The following is a 24,689-nucleotide window of genomic DNA, read 5'->3' as shown; positions in this document are numbered from 1 at the left end:
TCAGCTCCACCGCGGCGGCGGCCCCTGCGAGCCGGCCGGGTACTCCTCCAGCGGGACGAGGCCCCGCTCCCAGGCGGACAGCACCGGTTCGAGCACCCGCCAGGCCTCCTCGGCCTCGTCGCCGCGGATCGACAGCGCCGGATCCCCGTTCAGCACGTCCAGCAGCAGCCGGCCGTACGCGGGCAGCTCCTGCGGCGCCATCCGCGCGGTCAGCGAGACCGGGGCCAGCTCGTGGGCGCGGGCCCCGATGCCGGTCAGGTCCAGCGCCAGCCCCTCCGGCTCCAGCTCGAAGCGCAGCACGTTGGGCCGGGCCTGCCCGCCGTGGCCGAACGGCAGGTGCGGCACCGGGCGGAAGTGCACCGCGACCTCCTTGCGGTCCTCCCCCAGCGCCTTGCCGCTGCGCAGCCGGAACCGCGTCCCGGCCCACCGCCAGCTGTCCAGCCCCAGCTCCACCTCGGCGAAGGTCTCGGTGCGGCGCTCCGGGCGCACGCCCTCCTCCTCGGCGTACGCCGGGACGTCGCGGTCGCCGATCCGGCCGGGCAGGTAGCGCGCCCGCCGGGTGCGGTGCAGCACGTCGTCGCCGGTCAGCGGCCGCACCGAGCGCAGCACGTCCACCTTCCGGTCGCGCAGGTCCCGCTCGCCGAGCGTGATCGGCGGCTCCATGGCCACCAGGCAGAGCAGCTGGAGGAGGTGGTTCTGGACCATGTCCTTGAGCGCCCCGACCTGGTCGTAGTACCCGGCCCGGCCCTCCAGCGCCAGCGTCTCGTCCCAGACGATGTCCACCTCGCTGATGTGGGTGCTGTTCCAGATCGGCTCCAGCACCCGGTTGGCCAGCCGGCTGCCGAGGACGTTCTGGACCGTCGTCATGGCCAGGAAGTGGTCGACCCGGAACACCGCCCGCTCCGGCACGAGGTCGGCGAGCAGCCGGTTGAGCTCCTGCGCGCCGGCCAGGTCCTCGCCGAACGGCTTCTCCAGGACGATCCGGCTGCCGGCCGGCAGGCCCGCCGCGTGCAGGGCGGTGACCACGGCGGGGAACAGCGCCGGCGGCAGGGCGAGGTAGACGGCCACCGGCCCCTCGCCCGCGACGACCGCGGCCACGTCGGCAGGGTCCGTGACGTCGGCCCGCCGGAAGTCCACGGCGCCCGCCACCGCCTCCCGCGCCCCGGCCGGGAGGTCGCCGCCGTGCTCGTCCAGCCGGGCCGCCGCCCAGGCGCGGTACCGGCCGGTGTCCCACTCCTCCCGGCTCGCCCCGGTCACCCGCAGCGCGTCGCCGACGTGCCCGCCCGCCCGCAGCGCGGCCAGCGCCGGCAGCAGGAAGCGGGCGCTGAGGTCCCCGGTCGCGCCGAGGATCGCCAGTCGCTCGATCATCCCCGCCCACCGGCTCTCGCCCGGCCGAGGCTGACGCCGCCGGCGATGATCCCGATGTGGCTGAACGCCTGGGGGAAGTTGCCCATGAACTCTCCTGTGGACGGGTCGATCTGTTCGGACATCAGCCCCAGCGGGCTCGCCCGGGAGCACAGCGAGGCGTACAGCTCCTCGGCCTCCTCGGTGCGGCCCTGGCCGACGAGGTTCTCGACCAGCCAGAAGCTGCACAGGACGAAGGCGCCCTCGTCGCCCGGCAGGCCGTCCGGGGACTCCTCGTGCAGGTAGCGGTAGAGCAGCCCGCCGCCCGCCGACAGCCGCTCGGCCACGGCCGCGGCGGTCGCCACCATCCGCGGGTGGCCGGCCGGCACCACCTCGCGCAGCGGCAGGGCCAGCAGGCTCGCGTCCAGCGTGCCGCCGCCGTCCAGGTGGGCGCTGAGCGTCCCGGCGTCCTCGTCCCAGGACTGCTCCAGGATCAGCCGGCGCAGCTCCTCCGCCGAGGCGCGCCAGTGCTCCGTCCCGGCGGGCCGGCCGAGCCGCTCGCCGATCCGCGCCGCGCGGTCCAGGGCGACCTGGCACAGGCCCGCCGAGTACGTGAACACCCGGCCCTCGCTGCGCACTTCCCAGATGCCCTGGTCCGGCTGGCGCCAGGCCCGGGCGGCGGCGTCGGCCAGCCTGGCCAGGCCGGCCCAGAGCGCGGGCTGGATCTCGCCGCCGGCCCGCAGCCACTGGTCGGCGCAGTCCAGGATCTCGCCGTAGACGTCGTGCTGGCGCTGGTCGGCCGCGCCGTTGCCCCAGCGCACCGGGGCGGAGCGCCGGTAGCCCTCCAGCTCGCCGTCCTCGATCTCGTCCGGCACCGGGCCGCCGCGCAGGTCGTACATGATCCGGGGGCGGCCGCTGGCCTCGAAGGCGTCCAGGACCCAGCCGAGGAAGGCGTCGGCCTCGCCGCGGAAGCCGATCCGGCGCAGGGCGAAGACGGCGAACGCCGCGTCGCGGATCCAGCTGTAGCGGTAGTCCCAGTTGCGGACCCCGCCGATCGGCGCGGGCAGCGCGGAGGTGGGGGCGGCGACCAGCGAGCCGTTGGCCCAGTCGTCGCAGAGCTTCAGGGTGATCGCGGCCCGCCGCACCAGCGGCTCCTGGGGGCCGTCGTAGGCGAAGTGCCCCATCCAGCGGCGCCAGGCCTCGGCGGTGCCCCGCAGGGTGGCGTCGGCGTCGAAGCGGTGGTGCCGGTGGAAGCGGCCCCAGGACAGCACCAGGTCCAGGCGCTCGCCCTGCCGCAGCTCGTGGGTGGTGCGCAGGCCCGCCAGCGGCCGGTTGGCGCGCAGGTGCAGGCGCAGGTCCGGGCGCCGGTTGGGCCGCACCTCCAGCCCGCTGAACAGGGCCCGGCTCTGCGCGCCGCCGCGCGGCTCCAGCTCCGCCCGCAGCCGGACGGTGCCGTCCAGCACCACGGCCGAGCGCACGAGTTCGCCGCGGTCGGCCGGCGCGTCGTCGGTGAGGTCCGCGCCGGAGCGCAGGGTCAGCGCGTCGGTCACGCGCACCAGGCCGGTGGGGCCGCGCAGGTCGGTGACCAGCACGCCGGTGTCCGGCTCGTAGCGCTGCCTGGCCTCCAGCAGGCCCTCCGGGGCGAGCGTGAAGTGCCCGCCGCGCGCGTGGTCCAGCAGCCCGCAGAACAGCGGCTCGGAGTCGAACCGGGGCAGGCACAGCCAGCACACCGCGCCGTCCAGGCCGACCAGTGCGGCCGTGGTGCCGTTCCCGATCAGGCCGAGGTCCTCCAGCGGCGGGTAGCCGTCGCGCCGGCCCAGCGGCCGGAACGGCGGGTCGGGGTCGTGCATGGCGCCTCGCTTCCGCAGGGTCGTCGGGTGGGCGGGGCGCGGGACTCGGGACCCGGGGCACGGGACCGGCCGGACGGCGGCGCCGCCGTGACGGCGTCCGCCGGCTCCGGTGTGGCGGCCACCGGCTCCCACGTTCCCGGGGATCGGCCTGCCGCGCGATCCGGCCGCGCCCGGCAGCCGTGCATTCCGGTGAAAAATCCCGCCCGCCACCACCGGGCGCGGGCGGCCCGGAGCCAACTGCTAGCGTCTGAGCGCGCACAGACGGCGGACAGCGGAGGTTGCGGTGGCGGGCAGGGACGCGGGGCGGGCCTTCATCGGCTCCTTCACCTCGGGGGGCGGGCGCGGGATCGTGGTCGCCGCCGTGGATCCGGACACCGGGGCGCTGACCGCCACCGGTACGGTCGACGCCGTCGACCCGTCCTACCTCGCCCTCGGGCGGGCCGCGGACGGCCCGGTGCTCTACGCCGTGTCCGAGACGCAGCCGGGCGCCGTCGGCGCCTACCGCCTCGACGGGCCGCTGCCCCGCCCGCTCGGCGCCCCCGTCCCGGTGGACGGGGACCACCCCACCCATCTGAGCCTCGCCCGGGGCCACCTGCTGACCGCCAACTACGGCTCCGGGAGCGTCAGCGTGCTGCCGCTCGCCGCCGACGGCTCCCCGCGGCGGCCGAGCGACGTGCTGCGCCACCGGGGCAGCGGCCCGGACCCGGACCGCCAGCGCACGCCGCACGCCCACCAGGTGCTCCCCGACCCCTCGGGGAACTGGGTGCTCAGCGTGGACCTCGGCACCGACTCGGTGCGGGTCTGCGCCCTGGACCCGGCGACCGGCGCGCTCACCCTGCACGCGCAGACCCCGCTGCCGCCCGGCACCGGGCCGCGCCACCTCGCCTTCCACCCCTCGGGCCGGCTGGCGTACGTGCTCGGCGAGCTGCGGCCGGTCGTGACGGTCTGCCGCTGGGACGCCGGGGCCGGGACGCTCGAACCGCTCACGGAGGCCCCGCTGTTCCCCGACGGCGTCGAGGGCCCGGTCTCGCCGTCGGCCCCGGTGGTCTCCCCCGACGGCCGGTTCCTGTGGGCGGCCGAGCGCGGCACCGACACCGTCGTGGTGCTCGCCCTCGACGCGACGGGCGAGCGGGCGCACGTCACCGCCTCGGTGCCCTGCGGGGGCCGCTGGCCGCGCGACCTGGTGCTGGGCCCCACCGGCACCCGGCTCTACGCGGCGAACGAGCACTCCGGGGACGTCACCTGGTTCGACGTGGACGCCGCCACCGGCGTCCCCCGCCGGGCGGGCTCGCTGGCCGTCCCGGCGGCCTCCACCGTCCTGTTCGCCTGACGGCTACTCCTCCTCCCGGACCACCACGACCGGGACGGTGGCGTGCCGGGTGCAGTGCTGGGCCACCGAGCCCAGCAGCATCCCCGCGAAACCCCCGAGGCCCCGGCTGCCGACGACCAGCAGGTCCGCTCCGCGGGCCGCCTCGACCAGCGCCCCGGCCGGGGTGCCGTACCGCGCCTCGGCCCGCACCTCGACCGGCGGGCGCTCGCCCACGGCCTGCCGGACCGCCCGGTCGACCTCCTGGCGCGCCCGCCCCTCCAACGCCGCCTCGTCGGTGGCCGCCGGCGGGAACCAGCCGCGCGCGCCGTGGTAGGTCGGGTACTCCCAGGCGATCACCGCCACCACCGCGGCGCCGGTGAGCTCGGCCTGGCGCACGGCCCAGCGCAGCGCCCGCTCGGACGGCGCCGAGCCGTCCACCCCGACCACGATGCGGCCCCTGCCCTCGGGCTGCTCGGCCATGTCTCCTCCTCGACTCGACGGCGGCGGAGGATCGCACCGGTCGGTGGTCCGCCGTCACCGGGCTCGGGCTCCAGCCTGGTACCGACCGCACCGGGCGCGCAGTCCGGCTGGTCCGGACGGGGCCCGGCCGCCCACGGCGACCGGGCCCCGGCAGGGGGAGGCGCTCAGCCGTCGTTCTCCGGCGAGGGCAGGTACGCCCCGGGCACGTCGTCCGGCGCCAGGATCGCGCCCTCGCCCGGGTACGGCGTGGCCCAGTTGTGCGTCTGGTACCAGACCAGGTGCTCCATCTGCGCCGGGTTGGCGCGGTCCGGGGCCGCGTTCGGCCCGGTCAGCCGCTGGTGGGACTTCCAGGCGTCCCACTGGGCCGCGACGGACTGCCGCTGCGCCGGCGGCGCGGCCGTGACCGGCGCCGCGGCCGCCCTGAGGTCCTGCTCGCCGGGGACGTCCGGGCCGCAGGAGGGGGCCGTCTTCAGGCCGTCGGTGAGCGAGGTCCGGTTGGGCACCGCGGTGAACGGCGTGTAGTCCGGCTCGTCGGTGAAGGCGCCGGTCATCGGGCTGGCCGCACTGTCCTTCTGGTTCATCGGGTGGATGCCGAGGATCTGCTCGATGGTGCGGATCATCGTGATCTGCGAGTAGTAGCGGCTGTCCACGGCCCCGTGCTGCGCCCAGGGGCTGATGATCTGGATCGGGGCGCGGTGGCCGTCCACGTGGTCGAGGCCGGCCTGGGAGTCGTCCTCGACGACGAAGACCGCCGAGTCCTTCCAGTACGGGCTGTGGCTGATCTCGTCGACGATCCGCCCGGTGGCCAGGTCGTTGTCGGCGACCTGGGCGGCCGGGCTCGCCGGGCCGCCGGTGTGGTCGCTGGACAGCCACAGCATGTTGAGGTCCGCCGGGCCGTTCTTCTCGAAGTCCTGCTTCCAGACCTGGTAGCGGTACAGGTCCGGCACGTCGGTGTCGAACTTCGGGAAGCCCGGCACCGAGACGCTGTTGAGCGAGGGGATCGGCGAGGAGGACCGGAGGGCGTAGGCGCTGCCCTGCCCCGTCGCGTCCATGGTCCTGGCGTCGCAGTAGAGGTTCTGCCAGGTGGCGTCGGCGGGCTTGTCCAGGAACTGGTGGAACTCGCCGAAGTCGCGCACCGTCCTGCCCGCGGCCTGCGCGCCCGTCCACAGGAAGCCGGAGCGCTGGTGGCCCAGGGCGTCGTCCTCGGTGTCGTAGCTGCGCTCGTACTCGCCGGCCGAGGACTCGGTGTACTCCGGGTTGTCCGCCTGCATCAGCCAGTTGTGGCCCTCGGCGGAGTTGGTGCCGATGTCGTAGGTGTTGTCGTAGAGCCCGAACTGCTCGGCCAGCGCGTGCTGGTTGGGCGTCACGTTCGCGCCGAACTGGGCCAGCGCCGGATCGCCGTTGCCCTCGGCGACGTCGCCGAAGACCTGGTCGTAGGTGCGGTTCTCCTTGACGATCAGGAAGACGTGCTTGATCGGCGACGGGTCGCCGATCCGCTTGGGCACCGCCTCGGCCTTCGCCTTGCGGCCGTTCGCGAGCTTGACCGCGTTGGCGGTCCAGCCGTTCTGCCGGAACACCCCGGCGGTCTGCGAGCGGATCTCCCTGTCGCTCGGCAGCGTGAACCGGGTGAGGCTGGAGGTGGTGTCGTGGGTCCGGTGCGCACCGGTGCTGTCGGGCCGCCGGGCGTCGATGCCGCGGGTGTTGGAGACGATCACCTCCGAGCCGACGGTGGCGATCTCCGCCGGGAAGTAGTCGGTGGGCAGCAGGCCGACGTAGCCCACCGGCTCCTGCGCGCCGGTGAAGCGGTAGACGGCCACGGCGTTGGCCCGACCCAGGGTCACCAGCAGCCGGCCGTCGTCGGTGAGGGTGACGGCGGTGGGCTCGTAGCCGACGGAGGCCTCCGGCCAGGGCTTGGTGGAGACGGTCTGGACGACCGTGTCGTGCGCGGTGTCGATCACCGACACCTCGTCGGAGGCGGTGTCGGCGACGAACACCACGCCGTCGCGGGCGTGCAGCGCGGTCGGGTGCAGGCCGACGGCGACGGAGCGCACGGCGGCGGCCGGGTCCGCGAGGTCGATCACGCTGACGGTGCCGGTGGTGGTGGCGGCGGTCGAGGGGTCGGCCGGGACCTGGGTGCCGTAGGAGTTGATCGTGGTGTCCCCGGCGGTGGCCGCGCGCCCGCCCTCGTTCGAGACGTACAGCTTCGCGCCGACCCGCACCACGGCGCGCGGCGCGTTGCCGACCGTCCAGCTCTGCCGGACGGCGCCCGTCGCCGCGTCGATCGCGACCACCCGGTTCTGCCCGTTGACGGCGGCGTACACCGTCGAGCCGTCGGCGGAGAACACCGCCCCGGAGGCCAGCGCGTGCTTGCCGCCGTCGGCCGGTATCGGCACCGCGACCGGGGCGGACAGCGTGCCGTCGGCCTGCACGGTGAACCGGGTGTAGCCGTCGAGCTGGCCCAGCCACAGCTGCCGGCCGTCCGGCGAGTAGACCGGGGACTCCTGGCCGACCGAGCCCTTGGGGATGCGCAGTTCGTCGGCCTTGTTGGTGCCGACGCGCTGCCGTACCTTGCCGGTCTTCAGGTCCACCACGACCAGCGCCGCGTCACCGTCGGCGACCGCGGCGGCCAGGTGGGTCCCGTCCGGGCTGACCGCGGAGCCCATGATCTTGCCGTTGTCGATGACCTGCCGGGTGCCGTACGGGGCGAGGTACTGGTCGCTGGAGATCACCAGACCGTTCGCGGTGCTCTGACCGACCTGGTCCTCGCCGAACTGGTGGGTGCTCGCGAAGGCGGTGCCGGTGGCCACGGCCACCGCCGTGACGCAGGCCGTGGCGAGCGCGGCCCTGCGGCCCACCTGTCGGCCGAGGAGGACCACGTGCTCGTTCCGGCTGCGTCGACGACGCGTTACCTGCATGGCGTCAGCCCTTCTTGGGGTTGGTCGTGTCTCTCGGGGAAGCGAGCAGTCCGACCTGGCCGTCGAACTGCCACAGCGGGTTGGGCGCGTCCCCGGCCGGGGTGCGCACCAGGAAGTAGCCGTTGACTTCCTTCGGGCCGTCGCCGTCGGCCGTCAGCCGTCCGTCCGGGGCCACGTCCAGCTGGTAGACGGCCGTGCCCGGCGCGTCCGTCCCGGGCAGGTGCCAGGTGACCACGCAGCGCCAGTCGTTGCCCGCGCCCTGCGGCTCCACCTGACCGTCGCCGCGCAGGCAGGCAGCCGTGGCGCGCAGCTCGGGCTCCGTCACGGCGGGGCGGTGCAGCTGCTCGGTCTGGAGCCGGTACAGGTGGGCGAAGACGGTGGCGACCTCCTGCTGCACCTTCTCCTGCGTGATGCCCGAGCCGGTCGAGGGGGTGGCCGCGGCGAGCGCGCCGGTGGTCAGCGCGAGCAGTCCGGCCAGCGGCAGCGCCCCGTAGGCGAGGGCGCGGCGCCCCACCCCGTCCTCGCTGCCGGTGGTGAAGTCCCGCCGCAGGAAGAGCAGCCGGGCCGCCGCGGTGGCGGCCGCCGCCCAGACCAGGCTGACCGCCACGGCGATCAGCAGCTCGCCCGGCCGGCCGGGCTCGGCGAACAGCCCGTTCCAGGCGACGAAGGCGTAGCCGGGCAGGGCGAGGCGCAGCGCCACCGGCAGCGGCAGCACCTGGGCGAGCTGCATGGCGACCGCCGCCAGCGCGGGGACCAGCAGGCCCATCGGCGAGCGGCCCAGCAGGACGGAGCCGAGCAGGCCGAGTGCGGCCAGGGCGAGCGTGGGCGCCAGCGCGCACACCCAGGCCAGCAGCACCGCGCCGGCCGCGTCGGACGGCGCCAGCAGGTGCCCGTCCACGCCGACCAGCGGCTCGTCGCCGACCGCCGCCAGGCCGCCGACCGTGCTCGACGCCGCCAGCCCGGCCACCAGCAGCACGATCACGGTGGTGCCGGCCAGCGCCTTCGCCCAGAAGATCCGCCGCGGTGAACGGACCGTCACCAGCAGGTGCCGCCAGGTGCCGAGCCGGTCCTCGGCGGCGAACACGTCGCCCGCGACGACGGAGGTCAGCAGGGGCAGCGCCCAGGAGCCGGCGAAGCCCAGCACCACCAGCGGCCCGGCCCAGCCGGTGGCGTGCATCCAGCGGCCGAACAGGGTGTCGGAGGGCAGCGTGCCCTGCTGGGCGACGGCGGCCGTGAACAGGCCCGGCGCGCTCCAGCAGGCGAGCGCCAGCAGCCTGATCCGCCACTGCGCGAGCAGCTTGACCAGCTCGAAGCGGTACACCCGGCCCAGCGGCACCGGGCCCGGCCCGTGGGCGGCCACCGCGCGGGCGGCCGTGGTCGTGGTCACCGTCCGTCCTCCTGCTGCTCGGTCAGGGCGAGGAACGCCGCCTCCAGGGGCGGGACCAGCGGGGCGGCCTCGCGCACCCGTACGCCCGCGCGCACCAGCGCCGCCACCAGTTCCTCGACGGCCGGGCCCGGCGCGTGCACCACCAGCGTGTCGGCGGCGCGCCCGGTGCCGGCGCGCTCGGCGACCCGCACCCCGGCGACGCCGGAGGCCACCCGACGGGCGGCCGCCGGGTCGGAGGTGAGCAGCCGGTGGTCCAGCGCCCGGTCGTCCGCGGCCAGCTCGCCGAGCGGCCCGCGGAAGCGGACGCGCCCGGCGGCCAGGATGGTGACCTCGTCGCAGAGCGCCTCCAGGTCGTCCATCCGGTGGCTGGACAGCACCACCGTCACGCCGTCGTCGGCGAGCCGCCGCAGCGCCCCGTGCACGTGCTGCTTGCCGGCCGGGTCCAGGCCGTTGGACGGCTCGTCGAGCACCAGCAGCCGGGGCTCGGTGAGCAGCGCGGCGGCGAGTCCCAGGCGCTGGCGCATGCCGAGCGAGAAGCCCCGCACCCGGTCGTCGGCGACCTCGCTCAGCCCGACCTCGGCGAGCACCCCGTCGATCCGGGCGGCCCGGCCGTCGTGGCCGCGCAGGGCGGCCAGCGCGGCGAGGTTGCGGCGTGCGGTGAGCGAGGGGTACAGCCCCGGTCCGTCCACGAAGCCGGCCACCCCGTGCGGCGCCGGGAGGGACCGGCCGAGCGGCCGGCCCAGCACCTCCAGCTCGCCGTCGTCGGCGTGGGCGAGCCCGAGCAGCAGCCCGAGCAGCGTGGTCTTCCCGGCTCCGTTGGGCCCGGCCAGCCCGTGGACCCGCCCGGGGGCCAGCTCCAGCTCGACGGCGTCGAGCGCGACCACGTCGCCGAAAGTCTTCGTCAGTCCCCGTGCCCGTACGGCAGGTTGGCTTTCCTTCATGGCTCCTTCTCGCTGTTCCCCCGGGAACCTAGGGGGCTGACCGCGTGCCGTCAGGAGCGCCCGGTTGAACTCCGCGGGAACAGCAGCGGCCCGCGCTGTGGCGGTCCTGCGTCCGCGCCGGGGGCGTGCCGGGTGGGAACCGGGTGAACCGAGTGGAAACCATCTAATGAAAACGGATATCGTTTCGCTGGATTCCCACGCCACCCCGCTTGCAGAGCTGGATGAACATGACAAACACTGGCAGAAAGCGAAACCCCGAACGCGCACGGACACGGCGGGAGTCGGAATGCGAGTAGACGCCGCCCTGGCCGGGACCTGGGTGGACCGCTGGGAGCGCCAGCAGGAGCGGTACGCCGTGGAGCGCGAGGAGCGCTTCACCGTCATCGCCGACGTGCTGGAGCAGACCGTCGGCCACCGCCCGCGGCCGCTCGTCGCGGACCTCGGCAGCGGCCCCGGATCGCTGTCGGCCCGCGTCGCGGCCCGCCTGCCGCACGCCGAGATCGTCGCGGTCGACATCGACCCGCTGCTGCTCGCCCTCGGCCGGGCCCGGCACCCCCGGGTGGCGCGCTGGGTCGAGACCCTCATCGGCCGCCCCGGCTGGATCGGGGAGCTCGCCCTCGACCGCCCGCTGGACGCCGTGGTCTCCACCACCGCGCTGCACTACCCGCCGCCGGACGCCCTGCTCGGGATCTACCGCGACCTCGCCGGCGCGCTGCGCCCCGGCGGCATCCTGGTCAACGGCGACCACCTCATCCCCGACGAGCGGCCGCTCGCCGAGCTCGCCCTCGCGATCGGCCGGCTGCGCGCCCAGCGCAAGGGCACCGGCGCGGCCGAGGACTGGTCCCAGTGGTGGGCCGCGGCCGGGCGGGTCCCCGAGTTCGCCGACCTGCTGACCGCCCGCGAGCGGCAGCTGCCGCCGACCGACGGCCCCGGCAACGGCCTCTCCGCGGCCCGGCACGGCGAGCTGCTGCGCGAGGCGGGCTTCCGCCAGGCCGGGCCGGTGTGGCAGTACGGCACCAGCTCGGTGCTGGTCGCACTGCGCTGATGGCCCGTCAACCGCTGTTCCGGAGTGCCCATTTCCGGATGGGCACGGTCTTTGCCAGGGCGTGACACGAAGCGCCCTGTCGATCACCGGGGGAAAGGGTTAGCGTTTCCCTCGGTCGCCGACGCCCCTGCCGCACACCCCGTCCCGCCGACTTCTCACGGAGAGCTGGTTTCGCATGCGGCCCTTACCGCTGTATCTCGAACCACGGCTGGAGACCCCGCTCCGCTCCCTCCTGGAGGAACGCGACCTCCTGCACACGCTGACCGACGCCCTGGGCTCCCCCCTCAACGTCCTCCTGCCCGACCGGATCGCCGACAACCTGGACCGGTTCCGGGCCGTCTACCGCAAGCACCGCCTCACCGGCCGGATCCACTTCGCCCACAAGGCGAACCGCTCCAGCGCCCTCGTCCGCCGGCTCGCCGCCACCGACGCCGGCGTGGACGTCGCCTCGCTCGCCGAACTCCAGCACGCGCTCGGGGCCGGCTGCCCGCCCGAGCGGATCGTCGCGACCGGCCCGAAGAACGGCGCCTACCTCTGGCTGGCAGCCCGCACCGGCGCCACCGTCCACCTGGACTCGCGCGCCGAACTCGACGCCCTGGCCGAGCTGGTGCGCGGGCACGCACTGCCCCCGGTGCGCGTGATGCCGCGGCTGTCCGGCTTCCGGGCGCCGGGCGTCACCGTGCTCACCCGGCCGAGCCGGTTCGGCACCGACGTCGGCGCGCTCGGCGACCTGCTCGACGCCCTGGAACGCCACCGGGACGCCGTCGAGCCCACCGGCGTCGCCTACCACCTGGACACCACCGGCGTGGCGGAGAAGGCCGTCGCCCTGGAGACCTGCGTCACCGTGCTGGACGAGTGCCACCGCCGCGGCCTGCGGCCGCACACCGTCGACATCGGCGGCGGCTTCGGCGTCGGCTACCTCGCCCACGCCGCCCAGTGGGAGCGCTACACCACCGCGCTCACCGAGGCCGTCCTCGGCAAGCGGCCCCCGCTCACCTGGCAGGGCCACGCCTACGGGCTGCGCGCCGAGGCAGGCCGGCTGCGCGGCGCCCTCGGCCTCTACCCGGCGCACCGCCCGGTCGCCGCCGAGGCCTACCTGGACGAGCTGCTCTCCCACCCGGCGCCCACCCTCGGCAGGCCGCTCGGCACCCTGCTGCTGGAGCACCTGTACGACCTCGCGGTGGAGCCCGGCCGGGCGCTGGCCGACCAGTGCGGCGCCACCCTCGCCCGCGTCCTGGAGGTCCGGCGGGCACCGGGTGGCGAGCCGCTGGTCCGCCTGGAGATGAACGCCCGGGACGTCGGACTGGAGGAGCACGGGGTGCTGATGGACCCGCTGCTGCTCCCCCGGCCGGGCACCCCCGCCGCGCCGGAGCGGCCGGTCGGGGTGTACCTGATCGGCAACCTCTGCCTGGAGACCGACCTGATCACCCGGCGGACGGTGTTCCTGCCGCGCCTGCCCGCCCCCGGCGACCTGCTGGCCTTCGCCAACACCGCGGGGTACCTGATGGACTTCGGCGCCGGCGAGGCGCTGCGCCAGCCCGTCGCGCGCAAGGTCGCCGCGTACCGGCAGGACGGCGCCTGGCGGTGGCGCCTGGACGAGGAGTACTGGCCCGTCGACGTGACGGCGGGCGCCGGACACCGGGGGGACGAAGAGGCATGAGGTACGACAGCATCACCGACGCGATAGGCAACACCCCGCTGGTCCGGATCGACCCGGCGGTCACCGGCCTACGCCACATCGACCTGTACGCCAAGCTGGAGATGCTCAACCCCTTCGGCTCGGTCAAGGACCGCGCCGCCTGGCACATGACCCGGGACGCGCTGCCCGGCGCCGTCGAACGCGGCGACACCGTCGTGGAGCTGTCCAGCGGCAACACCGCCAAGGCGCTGGCCCTGATCGCCGGGCTGCACGGACTGCCCTTCAAGAGCGTCACCAACCGGATGCGGGTCCCCGAGGTCAAGGACCTGCTCCTGCTGCTGGGCGCGGAGATCGAGGAGCTGCCCGGCCGCACCGAGTGCCTCGACCCGACCGACACCGACGACCCGCTCACCCGCATCCACCGGATGATCTCCGCGGCCGACTCCGGCTATCTGCACACCGACCAGTACTACAACCCGCTCAACCTGGACGCCCACCTCACCGGCACCGGGCCGGAGATCGTCCGCGACCTCGACGGCCGCGCCCCCGACCACTTCGTCGCCTGCGTCGGCACCGCCGGCTCCTCCACCGGCGTGGCGGCCGCGCTGCGCGCCCACGACCCGGCGGTCGACGTCCTCGGGCTGGTCGCCCACAAGTCCGACTTCATCCCCGGCATCCGCACCATCGACGAGGTGCACGAGGTCGGGCTGTTCGACCCGGCCACCTACGACTCCATCGCCCCGGTCAGCGCCGACCAGGCCATCGACGGCATGCTCACCCTGATCCGCCGCTGCGCCCTGCCGGCCGGCCCCACCGGCGGCGGCGCCTTCTTCGGCGCACTGCGCCACCTGCGCCCGGTGGACGACGCCCTGACGGAGCGCGGGACGGGCGAGCGGCGCACCGCCGTCTTCATCGTCTGCGACCGGGTGGAGAGCTACCTGAGCTACATCCGGCAGCGGCGCCCGGAGCTGTTCGACCGGCCCGCCCGGCCGAACACCGTGGGCAGCGTGACCCCGGCCGAGCTGGCCGCCGCCCGGGTCGTCGAGGTCGACGCCGCGCGCAAGTGGATCGCCGAGGAGCGGCCGCTGGTGGTGGACCTGCGCGGCCCGTTCGCGTACGCGGCGCTGCACATCGAGGGCTCGATCAACATCGTCGACGAGCTGTTCGACGAACTCCTGCACGGCGGGCTGCCGTTCGGGACCCACCAGCCGGTGCTGCTGGCCTGCCCGGTCGGCGAGAAGTCGGCCGCGTACGCCGCGCTGCTCACCCGGATGGGACACCGGGACGCCCGCAGCCTGGCCGGCGGCGTCATCGCCTGGCGCGACGCGGGCGCCCCGCTGGTCCGGACCTGAGCGGAGCCGACCGTGACCACCCCCGACGCGACCCTCGCAGAACTCCACGACTGGCACCGCGAGCTGCGGGCGCAGTTCCCCATCATCACCGACCACCCCGACCAGGCCTACCTCGACAGCGCGGCCACCTCCCAGAAGCCGCGGGCGGTGCTCGACACCGTGCAGCGCTACCTGACCACCGCCAACGCCAACGCCGGCCGCGGCACCTACACCTGGGCCAACGCCACCACTGCGCTGGTCGACCGCACCCGCGCGCGGGTCGCCCGCTTCCTCGGCGACCCGGCCCCGCTGCGGCGCTCCGGCGTCCACTTCGTCAGCGGCGCGACCGAGGGGCTGCGCGCGATCGCCCGGGACTGGCTCCCCCACCACCTGCGGGACGGCGACGAGATCATCGTGCCGTTCGCCGACCACCAGGCCAACGCGCTGCCCTGGACGGAGGCGCAGCAGCTGCTGGCCCGCCAGGGCGTGCGCGTCACCGTGCACGAACTGCCCTACGACCCGGCCTCGCACGACTACGACCACCGCGCGCTGGCCGGCCTCGTCACCGCGCGCACGGCGTTCGTCGCCGCCACCCACGTGCACCACGTGTACGGCGGCGACATGAACGTCCACCGCATCCGGGCCGCGGTCGGCCCGGACGTGCCGATCTGCCTGGACGCCGCGCAGAGCGTCGGCCACCTGCCGGTGGACGTCGGCGCGCTGGACGTCGACTTCGTGGTCTTCTCCGGCCACAAGGCGATGGCCCTGCCCGGCACCGGCGCGGTGTGGGCCCGCAACACCCGCGGCCCGGCCTTCGCCCCCGGCGGCTGGGCCGGCACCCCCAACACCTGCGGGATCGCCAGCCTGGAGGCCGCGCTGGACTGGCTCGACGGCGCCGGCCCCGACCGCGTGCAGCGGTGGAGCGGCGCCCTGGCCGCCCGGCTCACCGACGGGCTGCGGACCCTGGCCCCGTACGAGGTGCTCGGCTGCCAGCGGAGCCTGGCCGCGGACTCCCCGGTCCAGCGCCGCGAGGGCATCGTCACCTTCCGGCACCGCGGGATCGGCTCCAACGACCTGGGCTTCGTGCTCGCCAGCCACGGCCTGATGGTGCGCGCGGACGGCCACTGCCAGGCGCGGGCCGGGGAGCGCGAGAGCTCGGTGCGGGTGAGCCTGCACGTCTACAACAGTCCGGAGGAGGTGGACCTGCTGCTCTCCGTGCTGCGCGGGCTGTAGGGCGCGGGTGCCCGGGCCCGGGTCCGGCGCGGGCCCGGGTCCGGCGTTGGCCGCCCGGGCTCAGCGCAAGCCCGGGCTCAGCGCAGGCCCGCGAAGAGGTCGTTCTCGGGGACGGCCGCGCCGGTGGTGTCCCTGACCCGCACGAAGGTCTCCATGCCCATCAGCTCGGTGAACCGCTCCCGCCCCATCTTCAGGAAGAAGATGTTCTCCCCCTGGCTGGCGTGCGCGGCCAGCGCGTCGAACTTCCGGCCGCCGAACGCGGTGGTGTCCACCCAGGTGGTGATCTCCTCGTCCGGCAGGCCGATCTCGGCCATCTCCGGCTGCTCGGCCGCCGCCGCAGGATCCGGCTCCTCCCAGTCCGCGCCGAACTCCCGCATGACCTCCCCGAACCGCTGCATGGCCGAGCGCGGGGCCGTCGTCCAGTAGACCTTCGCCGCCGGGTCGGCCACCTGCTCCAGTGCCGCCATCGTGATGCGGTGGGCCTGGATGTGGTCGGGGTGGCCGTAGAAGCCGTTCTCGTCGTAGGTGACGACCACGTCGGGCCGGTAGTGCCGCATCAGTTCGGCGAGCCGGGCGGCGCCGTCCGCCACCGGCGTGCTCCAGAACGAGCCGGGCGCGTCGTTGGCCGCCCAGCCCATCATCCCGGAGTCGGCGTACTCCAGCAGCTCCAGGTGATCGACGTTCAGCACCTCGCAGCTGGCCTCCAGTTCCTTTCTCCGCATCGCCGCGACGGCCTGCGGATCGTGCCCGTCCTCCCCGGGCTTGACCCCTCCCGGGCCGTCACCGCACCGGCCGTCGGTACAGGTGACGAGGACGGTGCGGATGCCCTCCGCCGCGTACCGGGCGAGGACACCGCCCGTCCCGGTGGCCTCGTCGTCGGGGTGGGCGTGCACTGCCATCAGCGTCAGGGGCCGGTCAGCCATGAAGATCCATCCTCCGGTGTGAAGAGTTCCCGCCCAGTCTGCGCCACCCGGACCGGGTGGTCGCTCGCGGTGTCCGCGCGGGACGGAACACCCGGGACGGGTCCGCGCATTCCCGCCCGCGGGCCGACGAGCCCGGGCGGGGCCGTCCGCCTACGATCGGTTCGACAGCGGCCCCCAGCGACGGGTTGGTTCCCATGACCGGTCACAGCGCGAGCATCGACGAGTCGACACCGAGCATCGCCCGCGTGTACGACTACCTGCTCGGCGGCACGGACAACTACGCCGTCGACCGCGAGGTCGGCGACTTCTTCCTCCGGGACCTGCCCGGCTCGGCGGTCATGCCGCTCGCCAACCGCCGGGCCCTCGTCCGCGCCGTGGGCGCGATGGCAGAGAGCGGCATCCGCCAGTTCGTCGACCTCGGCAGCGGCCTGCCGACCGCCGAGAACGTGCACCAGGCCGCCCGGCGGCACGTCGCCGACGCCCGCGTCGTCTACGTGGACAACGACCCGACCGTGCTCGCCCACGGCCGGGCCCTGCTGGCCGCCGATCCCCGCACCGCGCTGGTCGCGGGGGACCTGCTGGAGCCCGAGGAGATCCTGCGCCACCCCGACGTCCGGCGGCTGGTCGACCTCGACGAGCCGGTGGGCGTGGTCTTCAGCGCCGTCCTGCACCACATCGAGGACGCCCGGCGGCCCGCGGACCTGGTGCGCTGGTGGGCGGAGCGGGTGCCGTCGGGCAGCCTCGTCCACATCTCCCACTTCCGGTCCGCCGGGACGGTCGGGAGCGCGGAGACCGCGCGGATGGAGCGGAAGCTCCAGGAGAGCTTCGGCCGCGGCCGCTGGCGCACCGACGAGGAGATCCGCGGGCTGTTCGGCGGCCTCGAACTGCTCGCCCCCGGGCTGGTGCCCTGCTCGCTGTGGCGGCCGGAACCGGCCCCGGGCCAGGACCCCGCCGAGCTCCCCTCCGACGAGCGCAACCTGTCGGTGTGGGAGCGGCTGATCTCCTGCGCGCTGGCCCGCAAGCCCTGACCGGCGCGGGCCCGGCCCCGTGGAGCCGCGGCCGGGCCCGCCGGCCGCGGCTCAGGACAGGTAGTCCTCCAGTCCGCCGTCGCGCCGGATGTCCAGGGTGACGCAGTGGAACCCGCCGCCGAGTGCCCGGGAGTGGCGCAGCCGGTGCGGCAGGACGGTGATCCCGGCGTGCTCCAGCAGCTTGATCAGGCCCTCCTGGCCGGACTCGACGATCGCCGTGTCCGGGGAGACCATCAGCAGGTTCATGCTGATCCAGCTCTCGCTGAGCGCGTGCGCGGGCGCCTCGCCGCAGGCCTCGGCCGGCGGGCACCACAGCACGTCCCAGCCCTTGAGCGGCTCCGGCACGGTGTCCGGGCCGATCCGCTCGGGGTTGAGCAGCACCAGCCCCGGCCGCAGCAGCGCGATGGTGCTGTCGATGTGGGTGTAGCCGTAGACCCCGCGCAGCGGGTGCAGCCGCAGCCCGCCGTCGCCGAGCAGGCCGAGGGTGGACTCCAGCCACCGCAGGCCGAGTTCGTTCCCGCTGCGGGAGACCTGGTAGAACACGTCCCGGCCGAGCCGCAGCACGTTCGCGGCGTCGAAGACCGGCTCGGCCTCGCCGAGCAGCGGCAGGCCCCGCTCGTCGAACTCGAAGAGCTCGTCGGCCAGCCGCGGCCGGGGAGCGGCCAGCCAGCGCGCCCCGCGGCGCAGGTAGTCCTGGAAGAGCCCGCGCAGGCCGAACACCTCGAAGTAGCGCTGCCGCATCGGGCTGGCCACCTCGATCAGCGTCTCGCCGACGACCAGGGTGAGGTCCCGCGGGCAGTAGGAGTGGAAGCCGCCGTCGGCGTTCCACAGCGGGGAGGCGAACTCGGCGGCGTGGTCGACGGGTTCCGGCCGGTGGACGGTGACGCCGAGGCCGCGCAGGGTGGCCGTCAGCGCCGCCAGGTCCTCCTCGGTCTCCTCCACGACCTGCTGCGGGTAGGGGCCGGCCTCGATCGCGGCGAGGCCGGCGGCGTCGGTCTTCGGGAAGCAGGACAGCCAGGAGGACGGCTCGGTCTGCTCGGGCAGCCGGGCGCCGGCGGCGGTCCCGACCACGATCTCGCGCAGGGTGGTGAACTCGTCCCAGCTGTGGACCGGACGGGCCGATTCGGACATGACTCTCCCTTGGCACGGGTTTGGGGGAACGCGGGGACGGGCGGCGCAGGCGGCGGACCGGAACCCTGCGGACTGACCGCCGGGCCGGCTGCGGCCGACCACGGCGTACGGGAAATCACCGACGGGGCAAGCGGATTCGCTGTGACGAAGGGCCGGGATCGTTCGTCAAGCTACCCGGAGCACCGAGAGCGACGCAAGGAGCGTGATCGGTGCCGGACACCCGCCGCCGGCCGGTCCGCCCGTTGTTCACGTTCCTTCCCTCCGAGGCTCACCAACACCGCGGACCGCCCGGGCGCCCCGCTCACCCCCGCCAGGCCCGGCGGAACCGGCTCCCTCCGGCCAGCGCCAGCAGCGCCCCGCCCGCCGCGGCGACCCCGGCCACCGCCAGGTTCTGCCGCTGCGCCCGGCGCCGGTCGGCGACGGCCGCCCGGGCCGAGGCCGCCAGGAAGGCCCGCTCCACCCCGGCCGCGGCCAGCTCGCCGGCCGCCACCCGGCGCATCAGCTCCTCCAGGCGCACGCCCCGGAACAGCAGCCCCGGATCCCGGTCGGCGGCCGCCCAGCCGCGCGCGGCCGCGGTGAGCCGGCGCTGCTCGCCCAGCGCCTCCCGGCCCTCCGCGAGCCAGCCGCGCAGCCTGGGCCAGGCCTGCGGCAGCGCCTGGTGGGTGAGTTCGACGGTGTCCCGGTCGACCACCACCAGCCGTGCCCGCACCAGCCGTTCGATCAGCTCGGGCACACCGGGATCGTCGAACTCGGCCCGCCGGGCGGGCGTGCGGGCACCCTCCTCCCCGCCCGGCACCAGCTCGCCGCCGGGCAGCGCCCCACCGCCCGGCAGCAGCGCACCGCCCAGGGCCGTCGCCCCGCCGACGGCGTCCTCACCGGCCCCGGCCGGCTCCCCGCCGAGCCGCAGGAACACCGCCTGCGCCCGGGCCCGGTCGGCCGCCTCCAGGCCGTTGTACAGCGCCTCCGCGGTACGGGCCAGCGCGCCCTCGAACCCGCCGGTGGCCTGGAACCCGGCCAGGGTGAGCGCGTTGCCGCTGCGCCGCCGCCACGTCTCCAGCAGGGCCGCGGACACCAGCGGGAGCGCACCCGGCTGCTGGGCGGCCGTCGAGATCAGGACGGCCAGCAGGGCGCCCTCGACCGTGCAGCCGGAGCGGGACGCGGGCTCGGTGATCGCCCGCCGCAACTCGTCCGGCGCCGGGCGCCCGACCGCCAGCACCCCCTGGCGGCCGGCCCCGGCCAGGCCCGGGTGCTCGGCGAGCAGCGGTCCGCAGTGGTCCGAGCGGACCACCAGCACCACCCGGCAGCGGGTCGGCGCCGCCGGCAGCCCGTCCGGTGCCTCGCCCGGGATGCCGGTGGCGGTCGCCACCAGCGCGTCCAGGAAGCGCGTCCGCTCGGCCGCGTCCCGGCACCGGGTGCGCAGCTGCTCGGCCTGGTCGACCACCAGCACCGGGTCCCCCGCGGTCGGTGCGGGCGCGCCGCGCGTCGTCCCCCCGGCCCGCTGCCCGAGCCGGGCGAGCGCGAGCGCGTACGCCTCCATCGGTCGTTCACCGGGTGTCAGCAGCGCCACCGGGACACCGCCGTCGGCCGGGGGCCGGCCCGCTCCGCCCCCGGCCCCGGGTCTGTCGACCGCCTCGCCCCCGGCGGGGGGCCAGCCCAGCCGCGCCAGCAGACCTGCCCTGACCAGCGAGGACTTTCCCACCCCGGACGGCCCGGAGACGATCACCAGCCGCCGTTCGGCCAGCAGGGCGAGCAGCCGGTCCAGCAGCGCCTCGCGGCCGAAGAACCGCTCGGCGTCGGCCGCCTCGAACGCGGCCGCGCCCGGGTAGGGGGCCCGTCCGACGTCCTGGGCGCGCTGCCGGGCTGCGGTGTCGGCGGCCAGTTCGGCGGCGAGCAGCTGCCAGCGGTGCCGCCACTCCCGCACGTCCCCGCCGCAGGCCTGCACATAGGCCAGGGTGACGGCGAGGCTCGGCAGCCGCCGGCCTCCCGCGGCCACCGACAGGCTGGCCGCGGAACAGTGGGCCCGGAGGGCGAGTTGACGGTACGGCGGGAGGCCGGCGCGTTCCCGCAGGGCCCGTAGATCGCCTGCGAACCGCACCAGCGGCCCGTCTCCGGGCTCCAATGGACTTTCCCGACGCGGCACTTCGGCCCCCTTCTCCGTTGAAGCGGTGTCCTGAAACTCGAGTGCCCACGCGCCACACGCCTCGCGCGTGCCTCGTCACCATCCCCCCGTTGTTTCATCATGCACAGCACCGTTGGCGCCGAACAACGGTGCGTGCGGGTCGGTTGTTCCGAGTTGATGTTCAATGTCCAGCCGCACGGCACCGAACAATGCCGGTGGGATAGAACCGGAAGCCGCAGCCTTCGCTGACTTCGGAGACATCCATGAGGTTCACGCGGTACTGCCGTTCCCTGCTGTCCACACCCGCGATGGCGGTGGAGCGGTACACCAAGAGCCACCAGTCCGGCGCCGACATCGCCATGGTCGACCTGGAGGACTCGGTCCCACCCGCCCGCAAGGAGGAGGCCCGGCGGCTGGCCGAGGAGTTCTTCGCCCTGCCCTCCACCAAGCTCGCCCGCAGCGCGGTGCGCATCAACTGCCTGTCCGGGCCGGAGGGCCTGCGCGACCTGGTCGCCATCGCCCGGTACGGCGTCAAACCGGACCTGGTGCTGGTCCCGATGGCGGAGTCGCCCCGGGACATCGAGATCGCCGCCGGCGCGCTCGGCGCGGACTGCCCGGAGACGGAGTTCCTGGCCGTCGTGGAGACGCCGCTGGGCATCGAGCGCGCGCCCGAGATCGCGGCCGCCGGGCACCGGCTGCGCGGGCTGGTCTTCGGCTCGGCCGACTACGCCTTCGCGGTCGGCGCCCGCCTCTCCTGGGAGGCCCTGGCGCACGCCCGCTCCCGGGTGGTCAACAGCGCCCGCGCCGCCGGGGTGGAGGCGATGGACGCGCCGTTCTTCGAGGTCACCGACCTCGCCGGGCTGCGCCGGGAGGCCGGGCTCGCCCGGGACTTCGGCTTCAGCGGCAAGATCGCCGTCCATCCGCGCCAACTCCCGCTGATCAACGAGACCTTCAGCCCCGGCGAGGAACTCCTGGAGCGCGCCCGCCGGGTGGTCGCGGCGGGCGCGGAGAACGGCCGCTCGGTCACCGTGGTGGACGGGGTGATGGTCGGCATGCCGTTCTTCGAGGCCTCGCAGCGCCTGATCGAGCAGTTCGACCCGCCCCGGCCCGACGGTCCGCGCGACCGGCGGGACCACGCGCCCACCCACGCCCCGAACCCCGTGACGGAGAAGTGACGATGACCGAAGAAACCATCCTCGGCCCGCGCCGGTACCGCAACGCCGAGGCCATGCTGGCGAGCGCCGACCCGGTCTGGCAGGCGGCCGCCGCCCACGGCCTGATCGGCGTCACGGTGGACTCGGAGTCCAACAACCGGCTGGTCGTCCGCGAGAGCGGCCACACCTTCGCCAACATGGTCTCCTGCTCGTACCTGGGCCTGAACAACCACCCCTCGGTACTGGCCGGCGCGGTGGACGCGCTGGGCGAGGCCCGCGGCACCTCGCTCGTCCTCTCCACCACCCGGGTCCGGCACAACCTGCTGGTGCGCCTGGAGGAGGAGCTCGGCGAGCTGTTCGGCGCGCACATCCTGCCGGGGGCGTCCTGTACCACGCTCACCGCCGGCATCCTGCCGCTGATCGCCTCGGGCCACCTGGACGGCACCTGCCAGGGCGGCGGCGGCCCCCGGGTGATGGTCTTCGACCGCTTCTGCCACTTCTGCATGGCGTACATGAAGCCGGTCTGCGCCGACGAGTCGCTGGTGCTGACCTGTCCGCACAACGACCTGGACTACCTGGAGGACGTCTGCCGGAAGTACCCGAGGGTCGCCTACGTGGCCGACGGCGCCTACTCGATGGGCGGCACCGCGGCCCTCGACGGCCTGCTCGAACTCCAGGACCGCTACGGGCTGTTCCTCTACATCGACGACTCCCACTCGCTGTCCATCGCGGGCGGGCGCGGCGAGGGCTACATCCGCTCCCGGCTGGAGATGAACCCGCTGACGGTGATCACCGCGAGCCTCGGCAAGGCCTTCGGCACCAGCGGCGGGGTCGCGATGCTCGGCAACCGCGAGCAGTTCGAGTTCCTGCACCGGCACGCCGGCCCGATCGGCTGGTCGCAGAACATCCCGCTGCCGATGGTCGGCGCCTCACTGGCCAGCGCCGCCATCCACCGCTCCCCCGAACTGGCCGACCTCCAGGCGGCGCTGGCCCGCAACATCGAGCTCTTCGACGAGCTGCTGCCGACCGCCTTCGCGGGCAACGGCCTGCCGGTGCGCCGGGTCGACGTCGGGGAGGCCGAGCGGGCGGTCAAGCTCTCCGCCCAGCTCTTCGAGCGCGGCTTCTACAGCTCCGCGGTGTTCTTCCCGATCGTGCCCAGGGGCGAGGCCGGGCTGCGGCTGATGCTGCGCGCCGACATGGACGAGCGGCTGATCCGCGAGTTCGCCGGCCACGTCAAGGACCTCACCGCCGACCTCTGACCCGGGAGCACCCACGATGGACGCGACGGAGCCCGCCGGCTACCGGCGGATCGGCGAGCGCCGCTACCGTGAGGTGGTCGGGCGCTACTACGAGGAGTTCGAGGTCGGCGAGGTGGTCGAGCACCGCCCCGGGCGGACCGTCACCGAGCTGGACAACGTGCTGATGAGCATGCTGAGCATGAACGACGCCCCGCTGCACATCGACGCCGCCTACAGCGCGCACACCCCCTGGGGCCGGCCCATCGTCTCCAGCCTGGTGACGCTCAGCATCGTCGGCGGGATGACCGCCCGCTCGACGAGCGGGCGCACCATCGCCAACCTGGGCTGGGAGAACATCCGGATGACCCACCCGGTCTTCACCGGCGACACCCTCTACGCGCAGACCGAGACCCTCGCCAAGCGGCTGTCCGGGAGCCGGGAGGGGCAGGGCATCGTGAGCTGCCGGACCACCGGGACGAAGTCGACCGGCGAGGTCGTGGTGGTCTTCGAGCGCAGCTTCCTCGTCCCGCTGCGCGGCCACGGCCTGGACGAGGTCGCCGGGTACTGACCGCGGGCGCGGGGCCCGACCGCTCCGGCCGCCGGGCCCCGCGCCTCCCGCACCGCTCAGTCCACCCGGTGCACGTCCACCAGCACCTTGCCGACGGTCTCCCGCGCGGCCATCGCCCGGTGCGCGGCGGCCACCCCGGACAGCGGCACCGTCCGGTCGATCCGCGCCACCACCCGCTTCTCGGCGGCGAGCCGGAACAGGTGGTCCACGACGCCCGCGAACAGCGCCCGGTCCGCCAGGACGTGCTTGAGCCAGAAGCCGTGCGCCCCCGCCGAGCGCTCGGTCAGCTCGGTCACCGTGAGGGCGTCCTGCACGCCCTCCCTCGCCCCGACCGACACCAGCCGCCCGAACGGCGCCAGCGCGGCCAGCCCGGCGCGCAGCACCGGGCCGCCGACCGAGTCGAGGAACAGGTCCACCCCGCCCGCGGCGGCGAGCCGGCCGGCCAGCTGCGGGTCCCGCGGGTCGAGCACGGTCCCCGCGCCCAGGGTGCGCAGGAACTCCCGCTTCTCCGGGGTGGAGGCCAGGGCAACCACCCGGCCCGCGCCCAGCTCCCTGGCCAGCTGCACCGCCAGGTGGCCGACCCCGCCCGCGGCGGCGGTCACCGCGACGGTCTCGCCCGGCCGCAGCCGCCCCGCCAGGGCCAGCGCTCCGTACGCCGTCGCGCCCTGCTCCAGCAGCGCGAGCGCCTGCTCGTCGCCCACGCCGTCCGGCACCTCCACGGTGTGCGCCGCCTCGGGCGCGGCGACCGGGGCGTACCCGCCGCCGGTGCGCAGCAGCGCGACGACCCGGCGGCCGTCCGCACGGCGGCGCCCGACCACGTCGACGCCGAGCACCGCCGGCAGCGGGAACTTCAGGTACTCGCCGGTGCGGCACTCCAGGTCGGCGTAGTTGAGCCCGGCGAGGGTGACGTCGACCAGCACCTGCCCCGGGCCGGCCGCCGGCTCCGGCACCGTCTCGACGCGGAGTTCCTCCGGCCCGCCGTAGCGGTGGATCACCAGTGCGCGCATCCCGCTCCCGTCCGTTCCCATCCCGTGCCTCTCCCTCTCTCCCGCCG

19 protein-coding genes are annotated in these 24,689 nt (G+C 75.1%); 9 read left to right on the top strand and 10 right to left on the bottom strand.

Going from position 1 to position 24,689, the window contains the following annotated elements:
• Together ACH5AR_RS29905 and ACH5AR_RS29900 are read right to left on the bottom strand one after the other, a co-directional pair.
• On the bottom strand, positions 1-1,368 hold the full coding sequence (locus ACH5AR_RS29905) for a glucose-6-phosphate dehydrogenase (RefSeq protein ID WP_396304656.1): 1,368 nt from the start codon (positions 1,366-1,368) through the stop codon (positions 1-3).
• Complete coding sequence (locus ACH5AR_RS29900; protein WP_396304655.1) at positions 1,365-3,194, bottom strand: glycoside hydrolase family 15 protein; 1,830 nt, start codon at positions 3,192-3,194, stop codon at positions 1,365-1,367. Before ACH5AR_RS29900 ends, ACH5AR_RS29905 begins: the two co-directional genes overlap by 4 nt.
• A 283-nt stretch (positions 3,195-3,477) precedes the next feature.
• Here ACH5AR_RS29900 and ACH5AR_RS29895 point away from each other — a divergent pair, with 283 nt between their 5' ends.
• Entirely contained in the window at positions 3,478-4,524 is a 1,047-nt protein-coding gene (locus tag ACH5AR_RS29895) for a lactonase family protein (RefSeq protein WP_396304654.1), read from the top strand.
• A 3-nt stretch (positions 4,525-4,527) separates the two neighbouring features.
• Here the strand turns inward: ACH5AR_RS29895 and ACH5AR_RS29890 are convergent, their stop codons facing one another.
• From ACH5AR_RS29890 to ACH5AR_RS29875, 4 genes are all read right to left on the bottom strand, one after another.
• Entirely contained in the window at positions 4,528-4,983 is a 456-nt protein-coding gene (locus tag ACH5AR_RS29890; protein WP_396304653.1) for a universal stress protein, read from the bottom strand.
• Between the two features lie 164 nt (positions 4,984-5,147).
• The gene (locus tag ACH5AR_RS29885) at positions 5,148-7,898 is read right to left on the bottom strand and encodes a bifunctional YncE family protein/alkaline phosphatase family protein (RefSeq protein WP_396304652.1); all 2,751 of its coding nucleotides are present in this window, start codon (positions 7,896-7,898) and stop codon (positions 5,148-5,150) included.
• Between the two features lie 4 nt (positions 7,899-7,902).
• A complete protein-coding gene (locus ACH5AR_RS29880) occupies positions 7,903-9,285 on the bottom strand; it encodes an ABC transporter permease (RefSeq protein WP_396304651.1) in 1,383 nt (460 codons plus the stop codon).
• Entirely contained in the window at positions 9,282-10,226 is a 945-nt protein-coding gene (locus tag ACH5AR_RS29875; protein WP_396304650.1) for an ABC transporter ATP-binding protein, read from the bottom strand. The genes ACH5AR_RS29880 and ACH5AR_RS29875 overlap by 4 nt, the downstream gene beginning before the upstream one ends.
• 286 nt (positions 10,227-10,512) lie before the next feature.
• On the opposite strand from ACH5AR_RS29875, the gene ACH5AR_RS29870 reads away from it, so the two are divergent.
• The 4 genes from ACH5AR_RS29870 to ACH5AR_RS29855 all read left to right on the top strand — a co-directional run bounded on the left by ACH5AR_RS29870 (position 10,513) and on the right by ACH5AR_RS29855 (position 15,474).
• On the top strand, positions 10,513-11,271 hold the full coding sequence (locus ACH5AR_RS29870; RefSeq protein WP_396304649.1) for a class I SAM-dependent methyltransferase: 759 nt from the start codon (positions 10,513-10,515) through the stop codon (positions 11,269-11,271).
• A 175-nt stretch (positions 11,272-11,446) separates the two neighbouring features.
• Positions 11,447-12,931 carry a Y4yA family PLP-dependent enzyme gene (locus ACH5AR_RS29865; RefSeq protein WP_396304648.1) on the top strand — a complete coding sequence of 495 codons (1,485 nt, stop codon included), beginning with the start codon at positions 11,447-11,449 and terminating at the stop codon, positions 12,929-12,931.
• Positions 12,928-14,262, top strand: coding sequence for a pyridoxal-phosphate dependent enzyme (locus ACH5AR_RS29860; RefSeq protein WP_396304647.1), 1,335 nt, complete (start codon positions 12,928-12,930; stop codon positions 14,260-14,262). Before ACH5AR_RS29865 ends, ACH5AR_RS29860 begins: the two co-directional genes overlap by 4 nt.
• A 12-nt stretch (positions 14,263-14,274) precedes the next feature.
• Positions 14,275-15,474: an aminotransferase class V-fold PLP-dependent enzyme gene (locus ACH5AR_RS29855; RefSeq protein ID WP_396304646.1), complete on the top strand. Its 1,200-nt coding sequence runs from the start codon at positions 14,275-14,277 to the stop codon at positions 15,472-15,474.
• Positions 15,475-15,551: 77 nt separating this feature from the next.
• On the opposite strand, the gene ACH5AR_RS29850 is transcribed toward ACH5AR_RS29855, so the two are convergent.
• Positions 15,552-16,397 (bottom strand): PIG-L family deacetylase, encoded by an 846-nt coding sequence (locus tag ACH5AR_RS29850; protein WP_396304645.1) that lies wholly within the window; start codon positions 16,395-16,397, stop codon positions 15,552-15,554.
• A 194-nt stretch (positions 16,398-16,591) separates the two neighbouring features.
• Between ACH5AR_RS29850 and ACH5AR_RS29845 the strand changes: the two genes are divergently transcribed.
• Positions 16,592-17,425 (top strand): SAM-dependent methyltransferase, encoded by an 834-nt coding sequence (locus tag ACH5AR_RS29845; protein ID WP_396304644.1) that lies wholly within the window; start codon positions 16,592-16,594, stop codon positions 17,423-17,425.
• A 51-nt stretch (positions 17,426-17,476) separates the two neighbouring features.
• Here the strand turns inward: ACH5AR_RS29845 and ACH5AR_RS29840 are convergent, their stop codons facing one another.
• The gene (locus ACH5AR_RS29840; RefSeq protein WP_396304643.1) at positions 17,477-18,556 is read right to left on the bottom strand and encodes an inosamine-phosphate amidinotransferase 1; all 1,080 of its coding nucleotides are present in this window, start codon (positions 18,554-18,556) and stop codon (positions 17,477-17,479) included.
• Between the two features lie 301 nt (positions 18,557-18,857).
• On the bottom strand, positions 18,858-20,651 hold the full coding sequence (locus tag ACH5AR_RS29835) for a hypothetical protein (RefSeq protein WP_396304642.1): 1,794 nt from the start codon (positions 20,649-20,651) through the stop codon (positions 18,858-18,860).
• Between the two features lie 287 nt (positions 20,652-20,938).
• Here ACH5AR_RS29835 and ACH5AR_RS29830 point away from each other — a divergent pair, with 287 nt between their 5' ends.
• The 3 genes from ACH5AR_RS29830 to ACH5AR_RS29820 are packed head-to-tail and all read left to right on the top strand — an operon-like array spanning position 20,939 to position 23,635.
• Complete coding sequence (locus tag ACH5AR_RS29830) at positions 20,939-21,850, top strand: HpcH/HpaI aldolase/citrate lyase family protein (RefSeq protein WP_396304641.1); 912 nt, start codon at positions 20,939-20,941, stop codon at positions 21,848-21,850.
• Positions 21,851-21,852: 2 nt separating this feature from the next.
• A complete protein-coding gene (locus ACH5AR_RS29825) occupies positions 21,853-23,088 on the top strand; it encodes an aminotransferase class I/II-fold pyridoxal phosphate-dependent enzyme (protein ID WP_396304640.1) in 1,236 nt (411 codons plus the stop codon).
• A 16-nt stretch (positions 23,089-23,104) separates the two neighbouring features.
• A complete protein-coding gene (locus ACH5AR_RS29820) occupies positions 23,105-23,635 on the top strand; it encodes a MaoC family dehydratase (protein WP_396304639.1) in 531 nt (176 codons plus the stop codon).
• 56 nt (positions 23,636-23,691) lie between these two features.
• Here ACH5AR_RS29820 and ACH5AR_RS29815 read toward each other — a convergent pair whose 3' ends face one another.
• Complete coding sequence (locus ACH5AR_RS29815) at positions 23,692-24,663, bottom strand: zinc-binding alcohol dehydrogenase family protein (RefSeq protein ID WP_396304638.1); 972 nt, start codon at positions 24,661-24,663, stop codon at positions 23,692-23,694.
• Positions 24,664-24,689 lie beyond the last annotated feature (26 nt).

This window comes from Kitasatospora sp. NPDC018619 (genome assembly GCF_044391605.1).
Lineage (GTDB): Bacteria > Actinomycetota > Actinomycetes > Streptomycetales > Streptomycetaceae > Kitasatospora.
Note: the sequence above shows the minus strand (reverse complement) of the source record. Positions and strands in the feature narration are given on the sequence as shown.

Bases quoted from the DNA above. Each gene is read 5' to 3' on its own strand.
- ACH5AR_RS29905 (WP_396304656.1), bottom strand. From the start codon at position 1,368: ATGATCGAGCGACTGGCGATCCTCGGCGCGACCGGGGACCTCAGCGCC.
- ACH5AR_RS29900 (WP_396304655.1), bottom strand. From the start codon at position 3,194: ATGCACGACCCCGACCCGCCGTTCCGGCCGCTGGGCCGGCGCGACGGC.
- ACH5AR_RS29890 (WP_396304653.1), bottom strand. From the start codon at position 4,983: ATGGCCGAGCAGCCCGAGGGCAGGGGCCGCATCGTGGTCGGGGTGGAC.
- ACH5AR_RS29885 (WP_396304652.1), bottom strand. From the start codon at position 7,898: ATGCAGGTAACGCGTCGTCGACGCAGCCGGAACGAGCACGTGGTCCTC.
- ACH5AR_RS29875 (WP_396304650.1), bottom strand. From the start codon at position 10,226: ATGAAGGAAAGCCAACCTGCCGTACGGGCACGGGGACTGACGAAGACT.
- ACH5AR_RS29870 (WP_396304649.1), top strand. From the start codon at position 10,513: ATGCGAGTAGACGCCGCCCTGGCCGGGACCTGGGTGGACCGCTGGGAG.
- ACH5AR_RS29865 (WP_396304648.1), top strand. From the start codon at position 11,447: ATGCGGCCCTTACCGCTGTATCTCGAACCACGGCTGGAGACCCCGCTC.
- ACH5AR_RS29860 (WP_396304647.1), top strand. From the start codon at position 12,928: ATGAGGTACGACAGCATCACCGACGCGATAGGCAACACCCCGCTGGTC.
- ACH5AR_RS29850 (WP_396304645.1), bottom strand. From the start codon at position 16,397: ATGGCTGACCGGCCCCTGACGCTGATGGCAGTGCACGCCCACCCCGAC.
- ACH5AR_RS29845 (WP_396304644.1), top strand. From the start codon at position 16,592: ATGACCGGTCACAGCGCGAGCATCGACGAGTCGACACCGAGCATCGCC.
- ACH5AR_RS29840 (WP_396304643.1), bottom strand. From the start codon at position 18,556: ATGTCCGAATCGGCCCGTCCGGTCCACAGCTGGGACGAGTTCACCACC.
- ACH5AR_RS29830 (WP_396304641.1), top strand. From the start codon at position 20,939: ATGAGGTTCACGCGGTACTGCCGTTCCCTGCTGTCCACACCCGCGATG.
- ACH5AR_RS29825 (WP_396304640.1), top strand. From the start codon at position 21,853: ATGACCGAAGAAACCATCCTCGGCCCGCGCCGGTACCGCAACGCCGAG.
- ACH5AR_RS29820 (WP_396304639.1), top strand. From the start codon at position 23,105: ATGGACGCGACGGAGCCCGCCGGCTACCGGCGGATCGGCGAGCGCCGC.
- ACH5AR_RS29815 (WP_396304638.1), bottom strand. From the start codon at position 24,663: ATGGGAACGGACGGGAGCGGGATGCGCGCACTGGTGATCCACCGCTAC.